The following is a 12,894-nucleotide window of genomic DNA, read 5'->3' on the forward strand; positions in this document are numbered from 1 at the left end:
TACCCGACCGAGCTGAGCTTAGTCCAACCGCTAATTTAAACAAGCGTCCTGCATGACCTGGATATCAGGTTTGCGGACGCTTGTTTGAGTGTATTCGCCGTTATATCTGCCAAGCAGCCTATGTGTGGTTAACCGCAATGAAACATGTTATACGGCTCAGGCTTTATGGTTCTTACTCTTCTTTTTCTGTTTCTGTTTGTTTACCCGTTTCCGTGCCCGTCTCCAACTCTGTTTCAGGTTCTGCTCGCTTTGCCTTAGGTTTAGCCAGCTTCTGCATCATTTTACGGCCCGTTGGTGTCTGGGCCAACCCGCCTTGGGCTGTCTCCCGATGACGGCTAGGCATCGCACTGCCTACCTCCAGCATGACCCCGATAACTTCGTCTGACGGAATGGCACTACGTACTCCAGCCAGAGCCATGTCGGCCGCTGCCAGCGCCGTGACAGCACCGAGTCCGTTACGGACGATGCACGGAATTTCGACGAGACCTGCGACCGGATCGCAGATGAGACCGAGTGTATTTTTTAACGCCAACCCTACCGCATGTACGACCTGTTCCGGTGTTCCTCCACGCAGCTCCACCATGGCACCTGCGGCCATGCCGATTGCGGAACCCACTTCCGCCTGACAGCCACCCTCGGCACCAGAGATAAAGGAATTGTTCGCAATGACATAGCCGATCGCTCCTGCACAGAACAGACCGTTGACCAAATGTTCATCCGTCCAGCCAAAACGCTCTTGGGAACTGATAAACACACCCGGAATAATGCCGCAGGAACCGGCTGTTGGTGTGGCTACAATTCGACCCATAGAGGCATTCACTTCAGATACACATAAGGCATACGCCATGGCTAGTGCAGAGGCATCACCAGAGCAAGTCTCGCCCTGGCGAATATACTCAGCCATTTTTTTACCGTCTCCACCCGTTAATCCACTGCGTGATGTGGTATCTTCCGTTAGCCCTTTGCGCACCGCTTCCTTCATCACCTGATAATATTCCGACATCTGTTGTACCACATCCGCTTCCGGTGTGTTGGTTTCCTGAACCTGCTCTTCAATCATCAACTGGGCAATGGTTTTGGACTCCGCTGTACAGATCGTATTCAGTTCGTGCAAATGCTTAAACCGCATTCGGATCGACTCCTCTCTTCAAATCAATAACACGAATATCCAGCATATGATCCAGCGATCTCAGACGCTTCAACATATCAGGATTCGGCACACCGTCCATCTCCATCGCGGTCAGTGCTTCCCCATCTCGGCCTTTCCGGTCTACCTGCATGTAACCGATGTTAACTCCGGACGTACTGATCATTGAAGTCACTGACGCGAGCACTCCCGCTTTGTCCGCATGACGCAAGACAATCGTCGGGAATTCACCGCTGATCTGAACGCGAAAATCATTCATCGCATGCACCGATACGCTGCCACCGCCAATGGATGCACCGATTAAGGAACATACACGTTCCCCATGCCACAATTCAATTTTGACCGTATTAGGATGGGGCGCTGGCAGACCGCTTGTATAAAACTCAACTTCCATTCCCGCTTCCTCTGCGTACTGCTCTGCATCCGGGATACGCGGATCGTCGGTGACATAGTCCAGCAGACCACCGATCAGCGCAAGATCCGTACCGTGCCCCTGATACGTGTCGGCAAAGGAACCATATAGCGTCAACCGCGCTCGCTCCGGTGTACATCCCAGCCACTGACGGGCAATTCTCCCGAGTCTTGCTGCTCCTGCTGTATGTGAACTTGAAGGCCCCGTCATCGACGGACCAATAATCGAGAAAACATCTTTAAATCGCACCTTTAACCCTCCAATTGTCTTCGTCATTTCCATCCAGAAGCTGATCCATAATGTTCCTTATTTACTGAATGATGACATCAAAAAAGGACAGAAGAAGGCCCCAGGCCCTCTCTCTGTCCTCGATACCTGAGAGTTTCACGATCAGCAGCACGCAGGGGCGTTGCCTGTATTCCACAGGTGGCTCACCTTGCAAACCCTTGCCGCTTGATCATATACCCCTTGGGTGGCGCAGTTCGCGCACTCTCCAGAGTTGCGTCCAACGATGGTACATTTACCTGAGAGATTAACCACTGCGCCGGGTGCGCAGCAGCTTGCTCCTTCGGTGCCTGAGACTAACCATTTTACTCGGCCTGCCCAGGTCTCTCCCGCTCGTTATCATCCGCTGTATGGAACCATTCTGAGCTCGTGTCAGAACGGCAATGAACATCATTCTTATCTTACCCATTAACATTAATCGACTGGAAGATCGGTGTCAATAAACTTAACGATTTCTTTACCGTTTTTAACCATAATTCGTTTGAATCCTGGAAATCCCGAATAATTTGTGAGCTTTTGTCACATGAATAGTAGTTCACAGATCGTAGAAGATACTCTCATTCTGCACATAAGGTCTGCAATACTTATTGCATAGCTTCGGCATCCGATCTTTCATCCATTCATGTCTCGGCTCATTCCCCATCTGGAAGGCATAATAACCGAATGTAAAGATCAACATGAACCCTTCCATCAAACGGATATCCCGTTCTGTCAGCGGTGCGATCTGTTTCGTATAACCCGACAGGAATATTTCCCGTTCCTCCCTGCTGAACATCAGAACTGCCCCTCCGGCATCAAAGAGGTAGTATCCATAACCGTATAAACAAAAATCAATCATGGATATACCCTGATCCGTCACCAGCAGATTGTTGCGCGTAATATCTGCATGGATGATTCCCCATGTTTCAGGAGTGTTCGGGTACGTCTCCAACTGTCTATTGATATTCTCAAACGTCTCACGAATCAGTTCAAAGTCTTCGACTGTAAAAATCCCAAGTCTGACGCCTTCCTCCAGTTGCCGCATCATGACCCGATTTTCTTCGATACTGCCGTAGGAAGGACGGACGTCCGCCTGAGCTGTCTGTCCCTGCGTGCCGACCCCTTGATGAACTTCATTGGATATCCTGCTGCCTTCATCCATAACTCTGACTTCTTCTGATGCCTCCTGCACACGACCATATTGATGAAGTGTCTGCAATTGCACGCCAAGGTCATAGATCTGCTCTGTTGTCAGGCGTTCCCCCTGCTGGATGTCCCGACCGTCAATCCACTCCAGTACCGTACAGCAGATCTCTTTCCCCGTTTCACTTGTCCATATCGTCACCCATTCTCCGCGTACATTTCGTACCGGATGCTGCACTCGCAACGTTGTCGTGGCGTTCAATTGATGAAGCAGGTTCATCTCCGCCTCCAGTGCAGGGCGAGTATGCTGGATTCCCGACATACTTGCAAAGGCCGCTTGATGTATACGTAGTAGATACTTCTGCCCACTTGCTTCATCAACAACATGGTATGTCAGATTTTCATTGTGGCGAATATAGGAGACGACCGGTTTCTCCATCGTATAATTCTGTATGATTTCAGCAGCCATATGGTCATAGGATATCTTATCGGTAGTGATGATCAACATCTCCTTCTGCCTAATGAATTAGAGTTGCTTCTTATTTTCCGCTCATACGCTGTGAGACATTTCCCTGTGAACGCTTTATTACTGCTGTATATCGTAGCACGATTGTTTTCATCACAGCAAATTTTTCCATAAATTCATTGGACATAATTTTCATGAGCGATGTAACTAAACTATGCTACATGTTGATACTAAAAAAGCACAAAGTCCCCAAACGATCCGGGCTTTGTGCTTTCGTTCATCTCTATCTCTGTAGCTCTTTCTTTATCTCAAACTCCATCCAATAAAAACAATTAACCAAAACGTCCCATAATGTACTCTTGCGTCAGACGATTGTCCGGGTTGGTGAATATATGCTCTGTATCCCCGTGCTCAATCATGTTTCCAAGATAAAAATAAGCTGTATAATCCGAGATGCGTGCCGCTTGCTGCATATTATGGGTGACAATGACGATCCTAAGATCCTTCTTCAGCTCGGTAATTAATTCCTCGACTTTGCCCGAAGATACGGGGTCAAGTGCAGATGCTGGCTCGTCGAGCAGCAAAATCTGCGGATCAACCGAGAGGGCACGGGCAATACACAACCGCTGCTGTTGTCCACCCGAGAGAGACAGAGCCGACTCATTCAGCCTATCCTTCACTTCGTCCCAGAGTGCAGCACGGCGCAGGCTTTTTTCCACAATTTCATCCAATGCCTTCTTACTTTTCGTACCGCGGTAGCGGGGGCCAAACGCGATATTGTTGTAGATGGACTTATGAAAAGGATTCGGCTTCTGCCATACCATGCCAATCTTCTGACGAAGTTTGATTACATCCGTTCCAGGTTCATTCAGATCGTTACCGTCCATCCAGATATGTCCCTCTGTACGGGAGCCGGCAATCTCGTCGTTCATCCGGTTAAGCGATCGAAGGAACGTGGATTTACCGCAACCAGATGGCCCGATAAGCGCCGTTACGCTTGCTTCGGGAAACGTCAGACTAATCTGCTTGACTGCCTGAAAATGCCCATAATATATGCTTAATTGTTCCGTACCAAAAGGTATGGCCATGTTGGTTCCTCCTTATTTCGAAGCTGTCATGCGGCGGTATACAACCCGACCGATCCAGCGCGCACTCAGATTGAACGCCAGCACAAGAAGAACGAGTACGGCTGACGCACCTGCTGCCACTTCTTTGGAATCCGGTCCAATGCCTTCACTGTTGACTTTCCAGATATGCACAGCCAATGTCTCCGCAGGACGCAGCGGGTTAATTGGCGATCTTGGACTTGTTGGATTCCAGTCTGTGAAGTCCAGCGGCGGACTACTCATACCCGCTGTGAACATGAGTGCAGCTGCTTCACCGAAGATCCGGCCGGAAGCCAGAATCGTACCGGTAATCAAGCTTGGCAATGCAACAGGCAGCAGAATGGAAGTGATGATTTTCCATTTGGATAATCCAAGGGCCAATCCTGCTTCCTTCTGTTCTTTGGGAACAGCGCGGAAAGCCTGCTCTGTTGTCCGTACCATCAATGGCAGGTTGAAAATCGCGAGGGCCATGGCACCTGATAATAAGGAGAATCCGAGGCCAAATGTATTCACAATCAACAAGAGTCCGAACAAACCGATAACGATCGACGGGAAAGAGGACAAGACTTCAACAACGAGTCGAATGAAGCTTGTAATCCGTCCCGGTTTGGCGTATTCCGCCATATAGATCCCACCACCCCATCCGAGTGGAATGGTAATAATCAAGGTCAGGACAAGCAAGAATATGGAGTTGAACAACTGCGGCCCAATACCTCCGCCACCCTTGAGCAACTGTGGTGCACTCGTCAGGAAGTGCCAGTTGATCTGGCCCACACCCCGAATTAGGATGTAGCCAAGCAAGCCGAGTAAGAGCACTACAATGAACAGGGCTAGAACAACGATTATGGCCGTTGCAACTTTGTCTACCGTTTTGGCCTTCATTTTCATACCCGGTTCCTCCTTTCAAGCAGGCGAACCAGAATGACGAAGACGAAGGTCATTACCAGCAGTACAAGCGCCATACTCCATAGTGCATTGTTATGAACAGAACCCATCGTGGTGTTACCCATGCTCAGGGTGATGACACTCGTTAACGTCGAAGCCGATTCTAGCAAGGAAGTCGGTACATGCGGTGCATTACCGATAACCATCTGCACAGCCAGTGCTTCACCGAACGCACGAGCCATACCCAGTACAATACCTGTCAACAAGGCAGGCAGAACCGTCGGGATGATGACCCGATAGATGGTTTGCCAGCGTGTAGCACCCAGCGCATAGGACGATTCACGCAGACCTTTGGGCAGAGCGGATAAAGCATCCGCCATAATACTCGTTACCGTGGGCAGAATCATTACGGACAAGACCAGACATCCGGCTGCAATCCCGATTCCGGCTCCTCCGAAGATACTGCGTAGCATAGGAACGATAACACTCAGACCGATAAATCCGTATACAACAGATGGAATACCGGAAAGCAATTCAATCGCGGGCTGTAATATTTTTTTACCTTTACCGGGTACAATCTCCGTCATAAAGAGCGCTGCACACAGACTAAGCGGGCTCGCAATAAGTGCTGCAAGCAATGTGGTTGTAAAGGAACCGGTGATGAACGGTAATGCACCATAAACCGCAGGTTCACCTGTTGGATTCCATGTTCTTCCGAATAAGAATTCACGCAGGCTTATGCCATCCTGGAAAAAGGTCGATAACCCTTTGGACGCCACAAAATAAACAATGGAAAACATGACAACGATCAGGAAAACAACACAAATCGATGTATAGATCTTTCCAGTCCACTCTTCCCAGTAATGTTTCTCTCTCAAGGGCCGGCGTGGTTTCAGCTTATTGTTCATTACCGTTCCCCCTTCGGTCTGTTCCATAACAACCATCCTTCTGTAGTAGAATTCGTGCAAAATATGGGATAATTTCTGAGCAAACTGCGCAAAGAGGCAGGACCTGGGTCCGCCTCTTTCGCTGTATGCGCAAGGTCCGAGAATATTACTGTGTTACGTTACCTGTCGCATCGCGTTTTACTTTCATGCCGGACACCGGAATGTAACCCAGTTCCTTCACGTCTGTTTGTTGAATTTCATCACTCAGCATGTAGTCGAGGAATGCTTTTGTTGCTGCATCCGGCTCGCCTTTCGTGTACATGTGTTGGTAAGCCCACACTGGATAAGTTCCTGCTTCCACGTTCTCAACAGTTGCTTCAACACCTTCGAATTTCAGAACTTGCAAGCTGTCATCCAGGTAAGACAGAGCCAAGTAACCAATTGCGCCTGGCGTCTCGGATACCAGTTTCTTAACTGTACCTGAGGAATCTTCTTGGATCGAACCTTGGATATCGTCTACTTTCGTTCCCAGAGCGAAGTTCTCGAATGTTGCACGAGTACCGGAGCTACTTGGACGGTTAACGATAATGATGGCTTGATCTGCACCACCAACGTCTTTCCAGTTCGTAATCTTACCAGAGAAGATATCGATCAGTTGTTGCTTCGTCAAATCTTGAACGCCTGAATCTTTGTTGCTAACTGGCGCGATCGCGACAACCGCGACTTGATGATCAACCAGTTCTTTTGCTTTTGCTTCTTCTTTCAGCTTCTCTTCTGCGAATACATCGGAGTTACCAATCGTAGCTTGTCCTTCAGATACTTGTGTCAGACCCGTACCACTACCGCCGCCTTGCACTTGTACCATTACGTTCTTATATTCATCAACTGCCATAAATTTCTGTCCGGCTTGCTCTACCAGAGGTTGCAGCGCTGTTGATCCAACAGCCAGAATGTTACCGCTAAGTTCAGCAGCAGCTCCTGATCCATTGCTTGCGGCACCTTCTGTACCTGCGTCATTTTTCGATCCGCATGCAGCGAGCACCAGTACGAACGTTAAGGTCATCAAAATAAACGGCAACTTTTTAAACATTTTTTATTTTCCTCCCCCAAGTAGTGATGGCGTTTTGTGAATTTGTTTGTTCACCATCAACTCTTTAATCATTGTAGTTTCGTTATGTCATCTTAAAATCAGTGTTTTGTAAACGCAGTGTTAAAAATATCAGCTTTATATTGAAATGCATCTGAGACAAATCGCTCTGAAGTGACCGCTTCAGGAACGGACGTTGTTTCAATCGCTGTTATCCCCGGATTTATATGATTTACTTTTCTCAAGGAATACATTCGGGGATAAAGGCGAACGCTTCGCTTTTTCCACAAAGAAGGCCAGCCCTGCAATAGGCTGACCTTGTGTAAATGCTTAATAGAGAAAGAGAATTTAATTCTACTATAGAAAATACAAAAGCAGGAAATAAAAAAACTGCCTCACTGCCAGTGCGTAGCACCCGCTGTGAGAGCAGCCTTTTACAAACTATTGAACTACTTCGATGTTCCTAATGTAAAATCTAATTTTACTAACCCAGAATCCATAACCACCATGCCAATCCGGCCAAGGTAATGAACAATGTAGGAACGGTCAGAATGATACCTGCCTTGAAATAATACCCCCATGTAATCTTCACACCTTTGCGAGACAACACATGCAGCCACAGCAATGTGGCAAGTGATCCAATCGGGGTCATTTTGGGACCCAGATCGGAACCAATGACATTGGCATAGATCAAAGCCTCGCGCACAATGCCTTCTGTGTGTGCACCTTGAATCGCCAAAGCGTTAATCAACACCGTCGGCAGATTGTTCATGACAGAGGACAACACGGCTGCAATGATGCCCATCCCAAGTGAAGCAGCGAGCAGACCATGCTCTGCAATGGAATCCAGCCAGCGGCTCAGATGATCCGTTAACCCTGCATTACGCAGTCCGTACACGACAATGTACATACCCACCGAGAACACGACAATGGACCAAGGCGCTTCCTTGATTACCCGCTTCAGATCGACAGCCTCGCTCTTGCGAGCCAGTAAGCCGAACAAAAGTGCGACCGAGCCAACAATAACCGACACGGGAATGGGTAGAAACTCACTCGATGCGTAGGCCACCAATAACAACCCAAGCATGAACCAGGCGATCCGGAACATTCGAGGATCACGTATTGCTTCCTTAGGGTCGCGTGCGGCGGAGATGTCGTAGCGACGGGGAATGCTTTTGCGATAGAACAAGAACAGCATGGCCGAACTCGCCAGAATCGAAATCAAATTGGGCACGACCATACGCACCGCATACTCCACAAATGTAATCCCGAAGAAATCAGCGGACACAATGTTAACCAGATTACTGACGACCAGCGGCAACGAAGTGGTATCCGCGATAAATCCGCTAGCCATGACAAACGCAAGCACCATACGCTCATCAAACTTCAATGCACGTACCATCGCCAGAACAATCGGCGTCAGAATGAGTGCTGCACCGTCATTGGCGAACAGGGCAGATACTGCGGATCCCAGTAGAATGGAATAGATGAACAATCTAGGACCATTCCCTCCGGCCAGCCTTGCCATATGAAGGGCAGCCCATTCGAAGAATCCCGTCTCATCGAGGATTAGAGAAATCATAATAATGCCAACAAAAGCCAGCGTTGCATTCCATACAATGGAGGCTACATCAGAAGCATCATTCAAGCTGACGACTCCAAACAATAGTGCAAGCAATGCCCCACCGGAGGCGCTCCAACCGATGCCCAGTCCGCGAGGTTGCCAGATGACCAATGTAATAGTTAATGCAAAAATCAGTATTGCTACGTATACCATAGAGCCTCCTGCTGTATCCTGTCTCGATATATTCTATCGTACATTTAATGATTCTATTATAAGACTACACCGCATGATGCACGGAAGAACCAGACGATATATTTATACAGGGACGCAGGAGGAATGTCTATCTTTATTTTCTTCTACTATAAAATGCAGTACGTTTTCTGTTTAAATATCAGGATGTACCGTTCCCTTTATCCTTGGGTGTATCCTCCACCATCTTGAACATGCCGAGCAATCCTTGTAATTGTTCCGCCATACTGTTCAGATGTGCTGAGGATGATGCGATCTCTTCTACGGAAGCCAGTTGCTCTTGCGAAGAGGCAGACACGGATTCTGTATTCGCAGCCGATTCCTGGGTCACATTGGAAATATCGCTCATTGCCTTGGCAACATGGGAAGCACCGCTTTCCAATTGCTTCGTTGTATCGGACAAGTCATCCAATGTATGAACAGCATCTTCCACAGCCTCCCGAATCTGTGCAAAGGACTGTCCTGACGTATTCACAGCCTGAATACCTTCTCCTACTCGAGTCTGGGCTGCATTCATGGCGATTAGAGCCGCATCCATATCCTTACGAATGTTGTGAACCAGCTCACCAATCTGCGCTGCCGAACTTCCGGATTCTTCTGCCAGCTTGCGCACCTCTCCAGCTACTACAGCAAATCCACGCCCCGCATCACCCGCTCTTGCCGCTTCAATGGAAGCATTCAATGCGAGCAGATTGGTTTGTTTGGAGATTGACGCAATGACATCAACCATGCTGCCGATCTCTACGGAACGGGCATTCAGAGACTGAACCACAGTCCCCAGCTGTTGCACCGTTTCCTGGATACTGTTCATCTGCTCTACAGCCTGTCCTGCCGCCACATTTCCGGAGGAAGCCGTCCCGGATGTATTCCGCATATTCGCCGTAATGGATTGCACCCGCTCCGACATGATTCGAACATCTTCTGCCATTCGGCTCATCTGCCCAGATCCATCTTTCACACTATTCACTTGCTGCTCCGCGCCTTCGGCAAGTTCCTGAATAGCGAGGGTGGAATGTTCAATTGCTTTGGTCGTTTGTTCTGCACTGGCGGACAATTCCTGTGAAGATGCAGATACCTGTTCCGCCGTCTCCTGTACGCCCAGAATCATCATTCGCAGGTTGTCGACCATCCGTTCGAAATACTTCGCCAGATCACCAACTTCATCTTTACGTCCAGTTTCCATCTTCACGGTCAGATCGCCTTTGCTCACGGCTCTGGCCGATTCCTGTAGTCGTTTGATTGGACGCAGCATAGAGCGCGTGAACCAGATAATGAAGATGAGCGTAAGGAATGTCGCCGCCAATATAACAGCAAACGTGGCCATGCGAATGTCCTTACTCGCATCCGTTACTTCGCTTTTGAACATGGTGCCAGCAATTTTCCAGCCCGTGGTTTCATTGGTCGAATATATCATCATTTTGGCTTGATCGTCGTATACGTAATCGAATTGGCCTTCCTGATTTTGATACATCTCATCCAGAGCGTTGCTTGTATCTTGTGTACCTGTCTCAGCAACTGGCGAAACCACGTAATTTTTGGAAGCGTCCATTATAATAACATAGCCTTCTTTGCCTACCTTAATGGATGCTTGTTCACGCATGTCTGTCAGATCCAGGGATAAACCGACGACACCCGATTGATCCTTTAAGGTCTTGGAGATAAAGACAACCGCGACTCCATCCGTGTTCTTGGACACAGCCGATATGGCGGCCGTACCCGGCTTCTCCATTGCGAGCTTGTACCAATCCCGCTCTCGAGGATCAAATGCATCTCCCCGCGTGCTACTAGCTGTTGGCTTACCTCGAACCATGACTCCCTCTGTCGTTCCTACAAAAATATTCAAGGCATCCGGATGCAACTCCAGATATTGCTCCAGTTTCACCTGAACCCCGGGACTATCGTTCTCTCCGTTAATCAGAGCCTGATCAATGGCATCTGCAAAATAATTGATGTCATGCATCTTGGAATCCACTTGGCTCTTTATAATCGTATTGACGGTGCTCACACTTTGCTGGGCACTGTCCATTAGTTGATCTTGCACACTATCCTCAGCGATCAATAATGTCACTAAACCGATAGCCAGACTCGGCAGGATCAGAACTGCCAAGAAAGAAACCAATAGTTTGTTCCTAATATTCCATACAAAACCCTTCTTCTTTTTGCTTTTGTTTTGTTTGGGTTTGTTAGCTTTCGCTGCTGTTTTCGCTTGCTTATTCTCTTGAGTGTCAATCATCCTGTTTCTCCCCTTATTAAGTATAGATTTGAGCTCTTTCTCTTTATGTACGAAACAATCTAAAAGGCTTATCTTATATATCGGCTAGTTGAGGATATATATTTGATAGAAAATAAGTGAACTGCACGCTAAACAAGCCACCCCATAAGTGAAGTGGCCTGCACAAGGTATAGCTTATGGATATGCAACCATTTAAGCGGAAGTTGCCGGGTATGGGCCCTTTGGAGGTTGAGCTGTCGGTTTGCCAAAATAATAACCTTGCGCAAGCTCAATACCTATTGAGCGGCAAAATTCAAATTCCTCAATTCGTTCGATTCCCTCAGCAAGAACCCGACCTCCGAAATGACTCGACATCAGGATAATATCAGCAATTTGTTGTTGCTTAACCAAGTCTTGATCACAATGATCAATGAGACTTCGATCTATTTTGACAAAATCCGGTTCCAGTCGATTCATTAACTCAATTGTCGAATATCCGGCACCCACATCATCCAGGGCCACCGACATCCCACGGGAACGATACACTTCAAATATATGCTGCAAGATGGATATATGCCGAATCTGTTCTGTTTCCACGACTTCAAATACAAAATCCTTAGGGTCAAGCGAAAAACGTTCAATTGCTTCAAACGTATGTGTCAGACAAAATTCGGGGTTATATATGGAGGAAGGCAGAAAATTCACGAAGCGTTTCATACCACGAGGTAGGTGTATAGCACTGGTCTCGATGGCAGCAATACGAGCAGTTCGATCCAAAAAAGAATGGAGTCCGGTAGCCCGGGCAACTTCAAATAATTCATAGGAACTGAAATACTTTCCATGCTCAGCAGGACGAAGCAAAAACTCAAATCCAATTATCTGCTCCGACGCATCCACAATGGGCTGCATGTGACTGCTGAACTGATGCTCCAAAATAATGGACACCAGGTCCGCATGCTTAATACGGGAATGTTGCATGGATAGACTGATCCAATCGTCCGCATCTACCTGTTCGTCTATCGGTTTGATCTGAACGGTTAGAGGAGTGGGTAAGGCCAACTCCACTTTGATAATCTCTTCAATTGCGTTCTGTACCTCTTCCACATCTGAAAAATGGATCCAGATCATATCATCCGATTGTTCAATATGCCTTCCCGGCGTTTGCAGCGCTTCCAGCAAAGCGGGGGAAATAGGACTCAGGTAAAGCGTACCTTGACCCTCTATAGGATAGATTGGACTGCAGCCACTGCAATTCATGTAGAACCCCCTTGCCAGTTTGTAATTCGATGTCATTAATGTATACAAGTTTATACCCAAAGTTTGTAAATATTATATCATGGGTATTCGAATTAATCTCTACCGTTTTGATGACTTCCTATATAACGGTTATTAGAACAGATATATTCATTATGGCATCCAAAAAGACCGACAGTCTGATGACTGTCGGTCTCTTCCTCCACCGCTTATTAGAC

The 12,894-nt window shown here is 47.7% G+C and carries 10 protein-coding genes and 2 riboswitches; all 10 genes read right to left on the reverse strand.

The features are described from left to right. Nucleotides 1-172: 172 nt before the first annotated feature. The 10 genes from sdaAA to C0Q44_RS03310 all read right to left on the reverse strand — a co-directional run bounded on the left by sdaAA (nt 173) and on the right by C0Q44_RS03310 (nt 12,679). The gene (gene sdaAA / locus C0Q44_RS03265; protein WP_105406046.1) at nt 173-1,129 is read right to left on the reverse strand and encodes an L-serine ammonia-lyase, iron-sulfur-dependent, subunit alpha; all 957 of its coding nucleotides are present in this window, start codon (nt 1,127-1,129) and stop codon (nt 173-175) included. Beyond that, nucleotides 1,119-1,808 (reverse strand): L-serine ammonia-lyase, iron-sulfur-dependent subunit beta, encoded by a 690-nt coding sequence (gene sdaAB, locus C0Q44_RS03270; protein WP_105406047.1) that lies wholly within the window; start codon nt 1,806-1,808, stop codon nt 1,119-1,121. The genes sdaAA and sdaAB overlap by 11 nt, the downstream gene beginning before the upstream one ends. A gap of 111 nt (nt 1,809-1,919) precedes the next feature. After that, nucleotides 1,920-2,058, reverse strand: a riboswitch (glycine riboswitch). Nucleotides 2,059-2,062: 4 nt separating this feature from the next. Next, a riboswitch (glycine riboswitch) is annotated at nt 2,063-2,186 on the reverse strand. Between the two features lie 193 nt (nt 2,187-2,379). After that, nucleotides 2,380-3,474: a phosphotransferase enzyme family protein gene (locus C0Q44_RS03275; RefSeq protein ID WP_105406048.1), complete on the reverse strand. Its 1,095-nt coding sequence runs from the start codon at nt 3,472-3,474 to the stop codon at nt 2,380-2,382. A gap of 290 nt (nt 3,475-3,764) precedes the next feature. Further along, nucleotides 3,765-4,520, reverse strand: a complete 756-nt coding sequence (gene pstB / locus C0Q44_RS03280; RefSeq protein ID WP_105406049.1) for a phosphate ABC transporter ATP-binding protein PstB — start codon at nt 4,518-4,520, stop codon at nt 3,765-3,767. A gap of 12 nt (nt 4,521-4,532) precedes the next feature. After that, nucleotides 4,533-5,420 (reverse strand): phosphate ABC transporter permease PstA, encoded by an 888-nt coding sequence (gene pstA / locus C0Q44_RS03285; RefSeq protein WP_105407582.1) that lies wholly within the window; start codon nt 5,418-5,420, stop codon nt 4,533-4,535. Nucleotides 5,421-5,422: 2 nt separating this feature from the next. Then, a complete protein-coding gene (gene pstC / locus C0Q44_RS03290) occupies nt 5,423-6,331 on the reverse strand; it encodes a phosphate ABC transporter permease subunit PstC (protein ID WP_105407583.1) in 909 nt (302 codons plus the stop codon). Between the two features lie 145 nt (nt 6,332-6,476). Next, the gene (locus tag C0Q44_RS03295; protein ID WP_105406050.1) at nt 6,477-7,400 is read right to left on the reverse strand and encodes a phosphate ABC transporter substrate-binding protein; all 924 of its coding nucleotides are present in this window, start codon (nt 7,398-7,400) and stop codon (nt 6,477-6,479) included. 481 nt (nt 7,401-7,881) lie between these two features. Then, complete coding sequence (locus tag C0Q44_RS03300) at nt 7,882-9,174, reverse strand: arsenic transporter (RefSeq protein WP_105406051.1); 1,293 nt, start codon at nt 9,172-9,174, stop codon at nt 7,882-7,884. A gap of 178 nt (nt 9,175-9,352) precedes the next feature. Further along, nucleotides 9,353-11,443: a methyl-accepting chemotaxis protein gene (locus tag C0Q44_RS03305; RefSeq protein ID WP_105406052.1), complete on the reverse strand. Its 2,091-nt coding sequence runs from the start codon at nt 11,441-11,443 to the stop codon at nt 9,353-9,355. A 192-nt stretch (nt 11,444-11,635) separates the two neighbouring features. Further along, nucleotides 11,636-12,679: an EAL domain-containing protein gene (locus C0Q44_RS03310; RefSeq protein ID WP_105406053.1), complete on the reverse strand. Its 1,044-nt coding sequence runs from the start codon at nt 12,677-12,679 to the stop codon at nt 11,636-11,638. Nucleotides 12,680-12,894: the final 215 nt, after the last annotated feature.

Origin of the sequence: Paenibacillus sp. PCH8 (assembly GCF_002968835.1) — a bacterium.
GTDB lineage: Bacteria > Bacillota > Bacilli > Paenibacillales > Paenibacillaceae > Paenibacillus.